We start from the raw sequence: 15,462 nt of genomic DNA on the forward strand, positions 1-15,462 counted from the left end.
CTTCATGGTTTTCCAATTAAAAAATTCATTCTCAAAAACTCCGCGCTGGGAGTCATGGGTCTTTGTTAAAGGATGCGGACGGAGCCGCCGTCCAGCAGTTTGCCGGACACCCGGATCTGCTCCGGCAGAGTCACACGCGGATGCTCGATCAGCTCGATCAGCTTATCCGCTGCCAGCCTGCCAAGGGATTTTGTGTTCTGCTGGTAGGTCACCAGCGAGGGTTTGACTACCCGGGAGAGATAGATGCCATCGTATCCCATCACCGAGATGTCCTCCGGGATGCTCAACCCCGCTTCGGTCAGGGCGTTGTAGCCGCCCAGTGCGGAAAAGTCATCCGGGAAGATGATGCAGGTGGGCCGCTGCGGCAGTGCCAGCAGCGCCCGGGTCTCCTCTGCGCAGCGATCCACATCGTGGTACACACCGCAGCGGACGTACTCCTCCGGCACCTTCAGCCCCAGCTCCTCGCAGGCTTGATAGAAGCCTGCCAAGCGGTTCTCGGTAACGGCGGTCTTTTCGCCGTGGATGAAGGCGATGCGCCGGTGTCCGCAGGCCCATGCCTGCTGTACCAGAGCCTTTGTGCCCACCACGTTGTCTGAAAGGATCGCCATCCGGTTGTTGAACACATGGTCGATGGTCACCACCGGCACATCGCCGTTGACCAGTTCCACCACCTGCGGATCGTAAAAGTTCACACAGGCGATCACCACGCCGTCCACACCCCGGTAGTGGCAATGTTCCAGATAGCTCATGGACTTGCCGCTGATGTTGTGGTTGATGAAGGTGATATCGTAGCCGCGCTTTTCCGCTTCTACCTTGAAGCTGTCCAGCACTGCGGAGAAGTACTCGTGGGTCAGGCCGCTCTGTTTTTCATCTACGAACAGAACGCCAAGATTGTAAGTGCGGTTGGTTTTCAGCGCCCGGGCCGCTGCGTTGGGCAGGTACCCCATGCGGCGGGCCGCTGCACGGATGCGCTCCCGCGTGGCCGGTGCGATATCCGGCTGGTCGTTTAAAGCCTTGCTGACGGTTGCGACGGATACGCCGCATTCTTTCGCCAGATCCTTCAGGGACGGCATCTTTTAGCCTCCTTCCGAGGATAGGAGCAGCGGGATGTTTCTCGCGAGTTCCTTAATCGTTTTCGCAACCTCAATATATCGCATTCTGTACCAAAAATCAAGCGGAAACGCAAAAGTTTTAGCTCAGCTGCATCACTTTTGGCATTTTGTTCCAATACGGCCTGTAATAATTGTGCATCTCGATTCACTTTCGTTACATTTCGATTAAAACGAAAAAATTTTCGTTGCAGTTTCGTTATGGTTTTCGGTGCCGGAGGCCGTATGTATATATTACTTTTAAAATGGGGTTTCGGGTCTTTCGTTCGCCCTTTCGCCGGTGTACGCCGTGCCGAAAGTCCCAGAAAACTGCCGGGGCTTCGCAGATTATTTTAAAATTTCCGTTGAGATTTTTGCAAAAAGCTCTTGCATTTTTCGGTGGGATACGGTATGCTTAGCGTGATGAGATTGCTTCTTTCGCAGTGTCTTAATCGTTTTCGTTCATCGACACACTGCCCGCCCGACAAGGCGCAGTTTTAAGGAGGAAGCATTATGAAGTTCGGATATTTTGATGACCAGAATAAGGAATACGTCATCACCACCCCGCAGACGCCCCTGCCCTGGATCAACTACCTTGGCAGTGAGGACTTCTTCAGTCTGGTCTCCAACACAGCGGGCGGTTACAGCTTTTACCGGGACGCCCGGATGCGCCGCCTGACCCGCTACCGCTACAACAATTCCCCGCTGGACATGGACGGCCACCGGATCTACATCAAGGATGGCGAAACCGTATGGAACCCGGGCTGGCAGCCCACCAAGACCCCGCTGGACAGTTACAGCTGCCGCCACGGTCTGGGCTACACCATTCTGGAGGGCAAAAAGGACGGTGTGACCGCCCGGCAGGAGCTGTTCGTCCCCAAGGGGGATGCCTGTGAGCTGGACCGGGTGACAGTGTGCAACGGCAGCACCGTTGTCAAGGAGCTGGATCTGTTCAGCTATGTGGAGTTCTGCCTGTGGGATGCCGTGGACGACGGCTCCAACTTCCAGCGCAACTACTCCACCGGTGAGGTAGAGGTAGAGGGCAGCGTCATCTACCACAAGACCGAGTACCGCGAGCGCCGCAACCACTACGCCGTGTTCTGGGCAAACTGCCCGGTGGACAGCTTCGACACCACCCGGGATGCCTTCTGCGGCGTGTACGGCGGCCCGGCAGACCCGCAGGCCGTCCGCGCCGGGCACTGCTCCGGCAGCATTGCCCACGGCTGGGCACCGGTGGGTGCGTTGCACATTCACCTGACCCTCGCCCCCGGCGAGAGCCACAGCATCCTGTTCGGTCTGGGCTACATCGAGAACCCGCAGCAGGAGAAGTTCATTGCCCCGGGCGTCATCAACAAGACCCGCGCCCACGCCATGATGGAGCGCTACGCCACCGATGCACAGGTCGATGCCGCCCGCGCCGCCCTGCGCACCCACTGGGAGCAGCTGCTGTCCACCTACCATCTGGAATCCGGCGAGGAAAAGCTGAACCGCATGGTCAACATCTGGCACCAGTACCAGTGCATGGTCACCTTTAACATGAGCCGCTCTGCCAGCTACTACGAAAGCGGCACCGGACGCGGCATGGGCTTCCGGGACAGCTGTCAGGACCTGCTGGGCTTTGTGCACATCATCCCCTCCCGCGCCCGGGAGCGCATTCTGGATATTGCCGCCACCCAGTTTGAGGACGGCAGCGCCTACCACCAGTATCAGCCCCTGACCAAAAAGGGCAACCGGGATATCGGCACCGGCTTCAACGATGACCCGCTGTGGCTCATTGCCGGTACCGCCGCCTACCTGCGGGAGACCGGCGACTGGTCTATTCTGGAAGAACAGGTACCCTTTGATAACGACGCCACCAAGGCGCAGACTCTGATGGAGCACCTGCGCCGCAGCTTCAACTTTACCTGCACCCATCTGGGTCCCCACGGTCTGCCGCTGATCGGCCGCGCCGACTGGAATGACTGCCTGAACCTGAACTGCTTCTCCGAGCACCCGGGTGAGAGCTTCCAGATCACCGGCCCCAGCGAGGGTCCTGTGGCCGAAAGCGTTTTCATTGCCGGTATGTTCGTCAAGTACGGCCACGAATACGCCCAACTGTGCGACCATCTGAATCTGACCGAGGAGGCCGCTGCCGCCCGCAAGCACATTGATGCCGTGGAGCAGGCCACCTTGACCGCCGGTTGGGACGGCGCATGGTTCCGCCGTGCCTACGATGCTTTCGGCAAGCCCATCGGCAGCAAGGAGTGCACCGAGGGTCAGATCTTTATTGAGCCGCAGGGTATGTGCGTCATGGCGGGCATCGGCAAGGAGAGCGGACAGGCCGCGCAGGCGCTTGCCAGCGTGGAGGAGCGGCTGGACACCAAATACGGCGTGGTGCTGCTGCAGCCCGCCTATACCAGCTACCAGCTAAATCTGGGCGAGATCTCCAGCTATCCTCCGGGATACAAGGAGAACGCCGGTATCTTCTGCCACAACAACCCGTGGATCAGCTGCGCCGAGGCAACGCTCGGCCACGGTGACCGCGCCTTTGCGGTGTACCGCAAGACCTGCCCCGCCTACATCGAGGACATTTCCGAGATCCATCGCACCGAGCCCTACGTTTACAGTCAGATGGTAGCCGGTAAGGACGCCCCCACCTTTGGTGAAGCCAAAAATAGCTGGCTGACCGGCACGGCGGCATGGACCTTCTTCAACATCAGCCAGTACATTCTGGGCATCCAGCCCACCTTGGACGGCCTGAAGGTAGACCCCTGCATCCCTCACACCCTGTCCGGCTTCACCGTGACCCGCCGCTTCCGCGGTGCGGTGTACCACATCACGGTGGATAACGCCGCCGGGGTGCAGCACGGCATCAAGGCCGTTACCGTGGACGGCAAGGCCATCTCCGGCAACGTTCTGCCGCTGGCTGCCGCCGGGACTGAGGTAACGGTGCAGGTGACCATGGGTTAACCCGACTTTTTCTGCTTTTTCATATTATTCTCCTTTCTGTGACCAAAGCCGCCGCGCAGACCCCTGCACGGCGGCTTTGGTTTATAATGAAAACATTTTAACAGCTTAACGATTGAAAATGCGCTCCGCGTTCGCTCTGCGCATCTTCAGAGGAAGGATTATTTTTATTTCGCGTTTGTCGCACTCTGCGGAGTGCGACAAACGCCATTTTCACGAGAGGGGCTGCAATGGTTAAAGGGCGGTCTGAATTGCAAATGCAGTTGACCGCTACGACCCCTCCTGTGAAAAAAGCATTTCAGCCAAGCCCGCAGGCTTGGCTGAAATGCAAATTAAAATCATAATTCCGCTATCTATGCGCAGAGCAACGCGGAGCGCATTCAAAATCATTTCACCTGCCCGCGCATTCCAAATCGTCCCCTTCCCTCTTGCATTTTTTGGGAAAGAGGTGTAGAATACAGTCACAATCAAACACAGGGGAGCTCGTGCAGCGGGCTGAGAGGAAGTATAGCAAGCTTCGACCCTTTTACCTGATGCGGATAATGCCGCCGTAGGAAGTCATACCCTTTATGATTTTTTGCAGGAGGAGCCGTGCCGGGCCCCTCCTGTTTTTTTGTGCCTCTGCGGAGGTTCCGCAGCCAGCTGAGGGGGAGCGCCCTGAGCCTTGGATGAATGCAGCGATGGGAAGCCGTGTTCCGGCGTGAGAGGAAGCCAGTAAGCTTCGACCGCACCTTCCGTACCTGTTCCCGCCTTGTTGCGGGCACGGGCTGTTTTGTTGCGGGAGCGCCGGTGTTCGTCCTGCGCTGCCGCAGATGGTTGAAAAGGAGCTAATTTATTATGAAAAATCTCTCTGTCAAAAAGCTTGCCCTCGCCGGTATGTTCTGTGCCCTGTGCGTAGTGGGCAGCGTGTTCAGCTTTCCCATGTTCGGCAGCAAGTGTGCCCCGGTGCAGCACATGGTCAACGTGCTGTGCGCCGTTCTGCTGGGGCCCTGGTGGGGCGTGGGCGTAGCCTTTGTGGCTTCCCTGCTGCGCAATCTGCTGGGTCTTGGCAGCCTGATGGCTTTCCCGGGCAGTATGTTCGGCGCACTGCTGTGCGGCCTTGCATACCACAAGACCAAAAACCTGATCGCCACCGTGGTGGGTGAGGTGTTCGGCACCAGCATTCTGGGCGGCCTGTGCGCATGGCCCGTGGCCATCTTCCTGATGGGCAAGAGCGCTGCGGACATCGCTTTCTACGCCTATATCGTGCCCTTCCTCATCTCCACCGCCGTGGGTGCGGTGATCGCCGGTGCTGTGGTGTTCAGCCTGCAGCGCTCCGGCGCTCTGCGCTCCATGCAGAACAGCCTTTCCTGAGCGGAGGTGCCGGGAATGCTCAAAACCGCCTTTGAGAATCTGCGCAGCCGCAGCCCTCTCATCCACAACATCACCAACTACGTCACCGTGAACGACTGCGCCAACATGGTGCTGGCCTGCGGTGCCTCCCCCATCATGGCCGATGATGCCGCCGAGGTGGAGGAGATCACCGCCATCTGCGGCGGGCTGAACATCAACATCGGCACGCTGAACAGCCGCACCGTCACCAGTATGCTGCTGGCGGGCAAAAAGGCCAATCAGCTGGGACACCCCGTGGTGCTGGACCCGGTGGGTGCCGGTGCTTCCCGTCTGCGCACCGACACCGCCTTCCGCCTGCTGCGGGAGGTGCAGTTCACAGTGATCCGGGGCAACATCTCGGAGATCAAGACCCTTGCCTCCGGTGCAGGCACCACCAAGGGCGTGGATGCAGACGTGGCCGACAAGGTGACCGAGGAGAATCTGGACAGCGCTGTGGCCTTTGCAAAGGCTTTTGCCGCCCGCACCGGCGCGGTGGTAGCCATTACCGGCGCCATCGACATCGTAGCCGATGCACAAAAAGCCTACTGCATCCGCAACGGCAACGCCATGATGAGCAGCATCACCGGCACGGGCTGTCAGCTTTCTGCCCTGACGGCGGCCTTTGTCACCGCCAACCCCGACCACCCGCTGGAAGCTGCCGCTGCGGCGGTGTGCGCCATGGGTCTGGCGGGCGAAGTTGCCCACCAGCGGCTCACCCCGCAGGATGGCAACGCCACCTACCGCAATTACATCATTGATGCCATTTACAACATGACCCCCGAACAGCTGGAGAAAGGCGCAAACTATGAAGTGCGATAAACACACCATGCTCCTGTACGCGGTGACCGACCGCGCATGGGTGGGCGAGCAGACTTTGTATCAGCAGGTGGAAAGTGCCCTGAAGGGCGGTGCCACCTGCGTGCAGCTGCGGGAAAAGCAGCTGGGCGACGCGGATTTTTTACAGGAAGCCATCCAAATCCACGCTCTGTGCCAGCAGTACGGTGTGCCGCTGTTCATCAACGATAACGTGGAAGTGGCACTGCAGTGCCACGCCGAGGGCATCCATGTGGGGCAGGACGATATGGCCGCCGCACAGGTGCGCCAGCGCGTGGGCGAGGGCGTGATGATCGGCGTTTCTGCCCACACGGTGCAGGAAGCACTGGACGCTGTGGCGCACGGCGCGGACTACCTTGGCGTGGGTGCGGTATTTGCCACCCACACCAAGACGGACGTGAGCGAGATGCCCCGACAGACCCTGCTGGACATCTGCAACGCCGTGGATGTACCGGTGGTGGCCATTGGCGGCATCCACAAGGAGAACATCCTGCAGCTCAAGGGCACCGGCGTGGACGGTGTGGCGCTGGTAAGCGCCATCTTTGCCGCAAAGGACATCGAGGCCGAGTGCCGCGAACTGCGTGCCCTTTCGGAGCAGATCATAAAGTAAGCTATCACCCCGCGGCAAACCGGGGGCACCACCTTGGGCCGCGTTACAAAATTCATGGAGAAAACCAACATGAAAAGCGTATTTTGCGCAGGTGCCGGCATCCAGAGCGTACTGTTTTTTCTGAATGACGGCTACTTGCCTGCTGGCCGGGAGCTTTCTCCTCGGACACGAATCGGGCCATTCCATCGCCCGCCCTACTGCCTGCGGCAGCAGGGTCCCACCCCAGCGGACGGTCCTCGGAGAAACTCCCGACCGGCGGTTCGCTCCCACATCACTGCATGACCAGCACCCTGCTGTTCAGAGATAAACTGTCATTTGGAGGAACACAGCGTATGCAGACTTATACCACCCAGATGGATGCCGCCCGCAAGGGCATCATCACCCCGGAGATGGAGATCGTAGCCAAAAAGGAATACCGCACCACCGAGGAGATCCGCCAGTGGGTCGCCGAGGGCAAGGTAGCCATCCCCGCCAACAAGCACCACAAGTGCCTGAACCCCGAGGGCGTTGGCTCCATGCTGCGCACCAAGATCAACGTGAACCTTGGCGTCTCCCGCGACTGCAAGGACTACAACATTGAGATGCAGAAGGTGATGAGCGCCGTGAACATGGGCGCAGAAGCCATTATGGATCTGTCCAGCCACGGCAACACCCAGCCCTTCCGCCAGAAGCTGACCCACGAGTGCCCGGTGATGATCGGCACTGTGCCGGTGTATGATTCGGTCATCCACTACCAGCGGGATCTGGCTGAGCTGACTGCACAGGACTTCATCGATGTGGTACGCCTGCACGCAGAGGACGGCGTGGACTTTGTTACCCTGCACTGCGGCATCACCCGCAAGACCATCGAGCAGATCCGCAAGCACAAGCGCAAGATGAACATCGTGAGCCGCGGCGGCTCTCTGGTGTTTGCGTGGATGAGCATGACCGGCAACGAGAACCCCTTCTACGAGCACTTTGACGAGATCTGCGAGATCTGCGCCGAGCATGATGTGACCATCTCTCTGGGCGATGCCTGCCGTCCCGGCTGTCTGGCTGACGCCACCGATGTGTGCCAGATCGAAGAGCTGGTGCGTCTGGGCGAGCTGACCAAGCGCGCATGGGCACACAACGTGCAGGTGATGGTAGAAGGCCCCGGCCATGTGCCCCTGAATCAGGTCGCCGCCAACATGGAGGTGCAGAAGAGCATCTGCATGGGCGCACCCTTCTATGTGCTGGGACCTCTGGTCACCGATATCGCCCCCGGCTACGACCACATCACCGCTGCCATTGGCGGCGCAGTGGCAGCCGCCAGCGGTGCAGCCTTCCTGTGCTATGTGACCCCCGCCGAGCATCTGGCTCTGCCCAACGTAGATGACGTAAAGCAGGGCATCGTGGCCTCCAAGATCGCCGCTCACGCCGCCGACATCGCCAAGGGCATCCCCCACGCCCGGGACATTGACGACAAGATGGGCGATGCCCGCCGCGTACTGGACTGGGATGCACAGTTCGCCTGCGCGCTGGACCCCGAGACCGCCAAGGCCATCCGCGACGCCCGCCTGCCCGAGGACGACCACAGCGACACCTGCAGCATGTGCGGCAAGTTCTGCGCCGTGCGCAGCATGAACAAGGCGCTGGCCGGTGAATACATCGATATCCTGTAAGCTTTCCCCGCGCTGAAAGGCGCTTCTTCCTCCGGGACTGCTGCACAAACCGTGCGGCAGTCCTTTTTTTGTGGGACGATTTAAAATGCCCTCCGCTGCCGAGCTGCGGCATATTCAGTGGAATTATTATTTTGCATTTGCTGCACTGCGTTCAGTTTGGTCAATCTATTCTATCAATTTTTTAGATTTTACAATTCTTCTGTGCTGTACTATAATGAAGTAGCAACTTTATTACTCAAAAGTACAGGAGGCTGTTTTCTTGATAGTTGATCTGATTGAAGCGTTTTACCGCCTGCTGTGGGGCGATTTATTCACCCTGCCGGTGGCGGGCGGCATTGGCATCTCCTTTATGGTAGTGCTGTTGTTTGCAGCCGGTATCGGCTTTACCCTGCGCACTCGACTGCTGCCGGTACGCCTGTTCCGGGATATGATCGGCGCAGTGTGCGAAAAAAAGCAGGCTGCGGGCGGGCTTTCCTCCTTCCAGACGCTGGTCATCTCCACCGCCACCCGGGTGGGCATGGGCAATCTTGTGGGCGTGGTGGCCGCTGTTTCAGCGGGCGGCGCAGGCGCGGTGTTCTGGATGTGGGTCACTGCGCTGCTGGGTGCTTCCACCTCCTTTGTGGAGTCCACTCTGGCGCAGAAATACCGCGTGCCGGACCCGCTGTACGGCGGCTGGCGCGGCGGCCCGGCCTACTATCTCCATGTGCTGGCCGAGCGCAAACGGGGCAAAAAGCTCAAGCGCTCTGTGTGTGCAGCGCTGTTTGCAGTGTCCGGTCTGATCTGCTGGTGCGGTATCAGCCAAGTCATCTCCAACTCGGTCAGCTCTGCCTTTGAAAACGCCTTTCAGGTCCCGCCGCTGGCCACCACCGTGGTGCTTACCCTGCTGGCAGCGTTGATCGTGCTGCGCAAGAATGCCACCGTGAAAAGCCTTGACTTCATCGTGCCGGTCATGGCGGTGTGCTACTTTGTCATCACGGTGGGCATCGTGGTGCTGAATCTCCGGCAGCTGCCCGCCGTGCTGGCACGCATCTTTGCCGAGGCCTTCGGCCTGCGTCAGGTGGCCGCAGGCGGCTTTGGCGCGGTGCTGATGAACGGTGTCAAGCGCGGGCTGTTCTCCAACGAGGCGGGCAGCGGCTCTGCCCCCTGCGCCGCTGCCGCTGCGGAGTGCGACGACCCGGTAAAGATGGGTCTTGTACAGGCGCTGGGCGTATTGATCGATACCGTGGTCATCTGCAGCTGCACTGCTTTTCTGATGCTGCTGGTGCCGCAGGAGATCACCGCCGGGCTGACCGGCATGAACCTTTTACAGACCGCCATGCAGTACCATCTGGGCAGCTTTGGCATCGTGTTCATTGCGGTGATCTTAGCACTGTTCAGCTTTTCCACCTTTTTGGGGGTGCTGTACTACGCCCGGGGCAATGTGGCCTACCTGTGCGGCGACAACTGGTGGAGCCAGACCGCCTACAAGCTGCTGGCGCTGGCCATGCTGCTGGTGGGCGGTACACAGGCCTACACCGTGGTGTGGGATCTGGGCGATGTGGGCATCGGGCTGATGACCATCTTCAATATGCTGGCGCTCGTTCCCCTTTCCGGCGAAGCGCTGACCGCTCTGAACGACTACGAAAAGCGCAAGAAAATAAAATAAGATCACAAAAACGGGCTGCTGCACAAAGTTCTGTGCAACAGCCCGTTTTGTAATATGCGAAAGCTTTCAGCTATGCTGCTTCAGGGCGCAGACGGCGATGCTCAGGGCGCTCCATGCGGCCTGATACATTAGCACTGTGGCGATGGAAAGCTGCCAGATGCTGCCCGCATAGGTCAGCAGCACCGCAATGAACACCGAGAAGCACACCGACACCAGCTGCACCGTAGTAGCGCTGGTCTCGGCATTCTGTGCCTGATCGGCAGCCTGTAAGCCGCCGGTCAGGCTGGCAAAGCCCCGGTGGTGGTACAGGCAGCAGTCGGGCTTTTCCGGGGCAGCATCGGCGGCTTCAATGGCCTGACACTGGTCGCCGTCCAGCACGGTGACCATGCCCTCCGGCAGATGATAAGCCTCGGTGATGTGCCGTGCCGTCAGGCTGGGATCCTTGCTGGTGACCAGCAGACGGATGTTTTCCCTTTGCAGGGAGGCAAGGCTGCGTGCCACATTGCGGCCGCCCACATAGCGCAGCACGAACATGGCGTGCAGGTTGCCGGACACTGCCAGATACAAAATTTGCAGCTCACCGTTTTTGGAGTGGCCGTCCTCGTAATCCTGCTCCGGCAGGGTCACGCCCTCCTGCTCCATGTAGCGGCGGGTGCCGATGAGGATGCGGTTATTGTCGCACCATGCCGAGAAGCCCAGCCCGGTGTGCTGCTCCAGATCCTTGACCGGGAACAGGATATCGATGCGGTCCTCGATGATCTGGCTGAACAGCCCGCGCAGGGTGTCGCAGCTCTCGTTCAGCACACTGGCTGCATACAGGATAGCGCGGTCGATGCGGCCGCCCTTGAAGATGCGGATATCCTCCAGCGTTACGCTGTCGGCGGTAAACAGGTCGTCGGCGTCCAGCTCAATGGTGTCGATGCCGCCCAGCTCCTCAATTGCCGCCCAGCCGGGCACCACAGCGCCCACAGCGGCAGCAGCTCTTTGCAGACGCAGCGCCGCCAGACCGGGCACCAGCACCGAGGAAAGGGGTGCGCCCATGCACAGCACGGCAGCCGCCGCAGCCACGGCGCAGTTGATCCCGCCGCCAAACAGCAGGAAGGCTACGCAGCTGAGCACTGCCGCCGCCAGCAGGATACAGGCCACCTTCCGGGCGCGGCGCTCGCTGGCGCGCTCGCTGAGGCTCTGCTCCACAAAGTCATTGCTGGCGGTCTGTACCGGGCGGCTCAGCAGCACCCACGGGTCCTTCTGCTCCAGATCCCGGGCAAGGGCGCGGATGAGGTCCTTATCGCGGGTGCGGTAAGCGCCCCGCAGTTCGCCGCCCTCTGCTGCCAGCGCGTAGCCGCCCTGCACGGCAGCCAGCATCACCCGGCTGCCCACCAGCGCCAGAAACAACCCCAGCGCCGCCATACCGGTCAGCAGACCGATGCCCTCGGTGCTACGGTAGGCGTTGGCATTCAGCATGGCCACCACCGCCTGCAGCAGCGCTGCCACAGCAGCCAGCGCGGGCATGGTGTCCGCACTGGGACGGCCGCGCAAACCGGTCAGACCGTCCCGCAGCACCGGGTAGCCCACAAACAGGCTGGCGGCAAACAGCAGCAGATTGGCGGCATAGAACGCCGCCGGAGCAGCGTCCGGGTCCAGCACCGAAAGCGGCGGCAGCAGACGCTCTGCTGTCAGCCCAAAGTGCAGCAGCACTACGGCCAGAATGCCCGCCAACACACACCGCAGGGTCAGTTCTGCAGCCATGTGGTGCAGCTTGTCGGTGGTGGATTCCGGCACAGTATCCTCGGCAGGGGCAGCCGCTTGCGCTTCCGGTGCGGTCTCCGGCTGTGCCGGGGTCGCGGCAGCTGCCGGTGCGGATACAGAGGCGGCAGTCTCCGCTGCGGGGGTGCCGTCCTGCTCCAGCGGGAGCAGGGGCAGGCTCATAGTATCCTCTTTTTCCGGCTTGCGGGCAGCGGGCTTTTCGTCCTCTGCCGTGCCGAACATCTGGAAAATAGACTTTTTCTCCGGCTTTTTTGGCAGCGTTTCCGGGTCTGCCGGCGCGCTGGCAAACACCACCAGCGGCAACTCCTCGGCGGCGTTCTGTGCAGCCTTTGCCGGGGCTTTCTCCGGCTCTGCCGCAGGCTGTGCAGGCGCGGGCTGCACCTTGGGCTGCGGCGCTACCTGTACGGGCTTTGCGGGCTGCGGGGCAGGCTTTGCCTTGCCGCTCATGCCGTTGAGCATATCCTTCAGCTGCTGCATCTCCCGCTGCTCCAGTTCCTCCTGCGGCAGCAGCGTCTCCGGGGCGTTCTTCGCCTTAGGCTGCTTTTGGGGGGCTGCAACAGGCTGCGGCACCGGCTGGGGCGCGGGCTTTTCCGGCTCCGGCTGCACGGCAGCAGCCGCCTTGGGTGCAGGCACCGGCTCTGCCGGAACTGCCTTGGCAGGCTCTGGGCTGGCGGGCTGCATCGGCATTGCCGGAACAGGGTCTGCGGTACGCAGTTCCAGCGCCATGTCCTCCTGCTCCGGCTGTACCGGCTTTGCATCTGCCCCCAGCAGGATCTCGCCGGTGGGGATCTCCAGCACAGGCTGTGCCGGGGCGGGCGTCTCTTCCTTGTCGTGGCTGAACAGCTTGCCCAGCAACCCGGCCTTGGGCTTTTCCTCCACCGGGGCAGGCTCGTCCCGGCGGGTCATCTCCTCGGGCAGATCAATCACACTGGTGCTGAAAAAGTTGCGGAAACGCTCCTCTGCCGAGAGCTCCCCCGCCTGCTTGCCCTTGCGTTCATTTGTATTGTTCGGCATCCTTGTCCCTCCCACTGTTCTGGATGGAGTTTACCGCTTGTTTTATTCTTCTACGGCGCGCTGCGACTGGATCTCGTACAGGATAATGCCTGCCGCCACCGAAACGTTATAGCTGTCCACGCCGGTGCCGGGGGCAGCCATATCCAGCCGCACCACGCCGTCACACAGCTTCTTGACCAGCTGGGATACCCCGCTGCCCTCGCTGCCCAGTACCAGCGCGATGGGGCCTGTCAGGTTATTCTTGCGCAGAGACACGCCGTCCATGTCGGCGCAGTAGACAAACACGCCCTGCTCCTTCAGGCGGCGGATGGTCTCGCCGATGTTGGCCACGCGCGCCACCGGCAGACGCTCGGCAGCGCCTGCGCTGGACTTGATGACGGTGGGGGTAACGGATGCACCACCCCGCTTGGGGATGACGATGCCGTGGGCACCGCACAGCAGTGCGCTGCGCATGACTGCGCCCAGATTGTGGGGGTCCTCAATGCCATCGCTCAGCACCAGAAAGGGCGGCTCACCCTTGGCCTTGGCTGCGGCCAGCAGATCCTCCACGGTCGCGTACTCGATCTCGCTGGCAAAAGCCGCCACGCCCTGATGGCTCTCGGTGCCGGTCATCAGGCGCAGCTTGTTAGGGTGCACCCGCTTGACCGTTGCTCCGGCCTCCTTGGCCAGTGCCGTATAGTATGCCGCCACTGCCGGGGCCATCCCCTCGGCAATAAGCACAGTGTCCACACCGGAGCCGCTCTTGAGCAGCTCGGTCACCGGGTTTTTGCCGTAGATCAGGCTCTCACTTTTCTGCTGCGGCTGCTCTGCATCGCGGCGCGGACGGCGCGGCTGGTTACGTTCTTCCATCTTTTTATGCTCCTTCCGTTCCGGGCGGGCTGCGCCGCACAGGAACGTTTTATTTTGTTTATGATAATCCAAGATAAAGTATACCATATCTCGCCCGGCTTCGCCACAAATTGCAGGGATTTTATTTTCTGACGCCTAAAATTTTTTCAGTAAAACGCAGCTTCCCCGCCGGACAGGGCAGCTGTAAAAATGTTTTGCCCGCTGCCCGGGCAGCACGGCGCATTTCCGCTGTTTTGCCAAAGCAAAAAGTTTTCCACAAAATGTGTCTATACATTCCGTAAATAGCCTGCGATTTTTCCACAAGTTGAAAACTCAGTGGAAAGTGTGTAAAAGTCTAGCCGCAGCGCCTGTTTTCCGGGTGGAATTAAACAGTTTCCACCGGGTTTTCAACAGCAGGTTCCCCCATATCCTGGCAAAAGCCTTACAATTTGTAAAATTCAAGTTGGAATTATGACAATTTTTTGAACCAGAAATTGTCCGCTTTTGCAATTTCCTCCAACATCATTTTGACGAATGTTAAAATCTGTTGAAAACCCGCGCCGCTTCCGCACAAGGCGGATGTTGCATCGTACATGGATTTTTGTTGTCAAGCACAGAGTATTTCTGCCGCAGCTGCATCAGCCGTTTTGTGCCGTGACTGTTCCGCAGCAGCTCTATGCAAGAAAAAGCGCCTGTTCGGATTGATTTTAGGCGCAGTTTGGGGTATACTAGCCATGTGGGCTTGTTAAACCATGCACAATGCGGTGTGTGGCAGAGCCGGAACCCCGATAATTTTTGGAGGTAATGAATAATGTTGGTAAATGCAACCGAAATGCTGCTCAAGGCACGCGATGGCCACTACGGTGTGCCGCAGTTCAACATCAATAATCTGGAGTGGACCAAGGCAGTCCTGACCGCCTGCGAGGAAATGAAGAGCCCCGTCATTCTGGGCGTTTCCGAGGGTGCTGGTAAGTACATGACCGGTTTCAAGACCGTTGCCGCCATGGTCAGCGCCATGGTCGATTCCATGGGCATCACCGTTCCCGTTGCTCTGCATCTGGATCACGGCACCTACGAGGGCTGCAAGGCCTGCGTTGAGGCCGGCTTCTCCTCCATCATGTTCGATGGCAGCCACTACTCCATCGAGGAGAACGTGGAAAAGACCAAGGAGCTGGTTGCTCTGGCACACGCTCATGGTATGAGCATCGAGGCCGAGGTCGGCTCCATCGGCGGCGTTGAGGACGGCGTTGTAGGCGCTGGCGAGATTGCTGATCCCGAGGAGTGCGCAAAGATCACCGCTCTGGGCATCGACTTCTTGGCTGCCGGCATCGGCAACATTCACGGCGTCTACCCCGCAAACTGGAAGGGTCTGGACTTCGAGGCTCTGGACCGCATCCACAAGGCCACCAACAACATTCCTCTGGTTCTGCACGGCGGCACCGGCATCCCCGACGAGATGATCGCAAAGGCCATCAGCCTGGGCGTTTCCAAGATCAACATCAACACCGAGTGCCAGCTGGTGTTTGCTGAGGCCACCCGTAAGTACATCGAAGAAGGCAAGGATCAGCAGGGCAAGGGCTTCGACCCCCGCAAGCTGCTGGCTCCCGGCGCAAAGGCCATCGAGGCTAAGTGCAAGGAGAAGATCGAGCTGTTCGGCTGCGCAGGCAAGGGCTAAGCTGAGGCTTGTATCGTAACCGGTACACCACCCAATAAAGT

At 59.9% G+C, this 15,462-nt stretch carries 11 protein-coding genes and 1 riboswitch; of the genes, 7 read left to right on the forward strand and 4 right to left on the reverse strand.

Going from position 1 to position 15,462, the window contains the following annotated elements; all coding sequences use genetic code 11:
* Positions 1–65 precede the first annotated feature (65 nt).
* Positions 66–1,073, reverse strand: a complete 1,008-nt coding sequence (locus MTP43_RS10610; protein WP_097782467.1) for a LacI family DNA-binding transcriptional regulator — start codon at positions 1,071–1,073, stop codon at positions 66–68.
* Positions 1,074–1,601: 528 nt separating this feature from the next.
* Between MTP43_RS10610 and MTP43_RS10615 the strand changes: the two genes are divergently transcribed.
* From MTP43_RS10615 to MTP43_RS10640, 6 genes are all read left to right on the forward strand, one after another.
* A complete protein-coding gene (locus MTP43_RS10615; protein ID WP_097782466.1) occupies positions 1,602–4,037 on the forward strand; it encodes a GH36-type glycosyl hydrolase domain-containing protein in 2,436 nt (811 codons plus the stop codon).
* 462 nt (positions 4,038–4,499) lie between these two features.
* Positions 4,500–4,608: riboswitch (TPP riboswitch) on the forward strand.
* Between the two features lie 263 nt (positions 4,609–4,871).
* Positions 4,872–5,387 carry an energy coupling factor transporter S component ThiW gene (thiW, locus tag MTP43_RS10620; protein WP_015536868.1) on the forward strand — a complete coding sequence of 172 codons (516 nt, stop codon included), beginning with the start codon at positions 4,872–4,874 and terminating at the stop codon, positions 5,385–5,387.
* Between the two features lie 15 nt (positions 5,388–5,402).
* Positions 5,403–6,224 (forward strand): hydroxyethylthiazole kinase, encoded by an 822-nt coding sequence (gene thiM / locus MTP43_RS10625; RefSeq protein WP_113620859.1) that lies wholly within the window; start codon positions 5,403–5,405, stop codon positions 6,222–6,224.
* On the forward strand, positions 6,211–6,849 hold the full coding sequence (gene thiE, locus MTP43_RS10630) for a thiamine phosphate synthase (protein ID WP_097778854.1): 639 nt from the start codon (positions 6,211–6,213) through the stop codon (positions 6,847–6,849). Before thiM ends, thiE begins: the two co-directional genes overlap by 14 nt.
* Before the next feature lie 332 nt (positions 6,850–7,181).
* A complete protein-coding gene (thiC, locus tag MTP43_RS10635; RefSeq protein WP_015536866.1) occupies positions 7,182–8,492 on the forward strand; it encodes a phosphomethylpyrimidine synthase ThiC in 1,311 nt (436 codons plus the stop codon).
* Positions 8,493–8,751: 259 nt separating this feature from the next.
* Entirely contained in the window at positions 8,752–10,137 is a 1,386-nt protein-coding gene (locus MTP43_RS10640) for an alanine/glycine:cation symporter family protein (RefSeq protein ID WP_097782463.1), read from the forward strand.
* Between the two features lie 66 nt (positions 10,138–10,203).
* Here the strand turns inward: MTP43_RS10640 and MTP43_RS10645 are convergent, their stop codons facing one another.
* The 3 genes from MTP43_RS10645 to MTP43_RS10655 are packed head-to-tail and all read right to left on the reverse strand — an operon-like array spanning position 10,204 to position 14,068.
* The gene (locus MTP43_RS10645) at positions 10,204–12,918 is read right to left on the reverse strand and encodes a cell envelope biogenesis protein OmpA (RefSeq protein WP_113620857.1); all 2,715 of its coding nucleotides are present in this window, start codon (positions 12,916–12,918) and stop codon (positions 10,204–10,206) included.
* Between the two features lie 42 nt (positions 12,919–12,960).
* Positions 12,961–13,854, reverse strand: a complete 894-nt coding sequence (gene rlmB / locus MTP43_RS10650) for a 23S rRNA (guanosine(2251)-2'-O)-methyltransferase RlmB (protein ID WP_015536864.1) — start codon at positions 13,852–13,854, stop codon at positions 12,961–12,963.
* A gap of 34 nt (positions 13,855–13,888) precedes the next feature.
* Positions 13,889–14,068: a hypothetical protein gene (locus MTP43_RS10655; protein ID WP_143406217.1), complete on the reverse strand. Its 180-nt coding sequence runs from the start codon at positions 14,066–14,068 to the stop codon at positions 13,889–13,891.
* A gap of 489 nt (positions 14,069–14,557) precedes the next feature.
* Between MTP43_RS10655 and fba the strand changes: the two genes are divergently transcribed.
* Positions 14,558–15,421 (forward strand): class II fructose-1,6-bisphosphate aldolase, encoded by an 864-nt coding sequence (gene fba, locus MTP43_RS10660; RefSeq protein WP_005920439.1) that lies wholly within the window; start codon positions 14,558–14,560, stop codon positions 15,419–15,421.
* Positions 15,422–15,462: the final 41 nt, after the last annotated feature.

This window comes from Faecalibacterium sp. IP-1-18, from assembly GCF_023347355.1.
In the GTDB taxonomy this organism is placed as follows: domain Bacteria; phylum Bacillota; class Clostridia; order Oscillospirales; family Ruminococcaceae; genus Faecalibacterium; species Faecalibacterium prausnitzii.

Excerpts from the sequence above, each read along its gene's own strand:
- MTP43_RS10610 (WP_097782467.1), bottom strand. The coding sequence starts at position 1,073 with ATGCCGTCCCTGAAGGATCTGGCGAAAGAATGCGGCGTATCCGTCGCA.
- MTP43_RS10615 (WP_097782466.1), top strand. The coding sequence starts at position 1,602 with ATGAAGTTCGGATATTTTGATGACCAGAATAAGGAATACGTCATCACC.
- thiW (WP_015536868.1), top strand. The coding sequence starts at position 4,872 with ATGAAAAATCTCTCTGTCAAAAAGCTTGCCCTCGCCGGTATGTTCTGT.
- thiM (WP_113620859.1), top strand. The coding sequence starts at position 5,403 with ATGCTCAAAACCGCCTTTGAGAATCTGCGCAGCCGCAGCCCTCTCATC.
- thiE (WP_097778854.1), top strand. The coding sequence starts at position 6,211 with ATGAAGTGCGATAAACACACCATGCTCCTGTACGCGGTGACCGACCGC.
- thiC (WP_015536866.1), top strand. The coding sequence starts at position 7,182 with ATGCAGACTTATACCACCCAGATGGATGCCGCCCGCAAGGGCATCATC.
- MTP43_RS10645 (WP_113620857.1), bottom strand. The coding sequence starts at position 12,918 with ATGCCGAACAATACAAATGAACGCAAGGGCAAGCAGGCGGGGGAGCTC.
- rlmB (WP_015536864.1), bottom strand. The coding sequence starts at position 13,854 with ATGGTATACTTTATCTTGGATTATCATAAACAAAATAAAACGTTCCTG.
- fba (WP_005920439.1), top strand. The coding sequence starts at position 14,558 with ATGTTGGTAAATGCAACCGAAATGCTGCTCAAGGCACGCGATGGCCAC.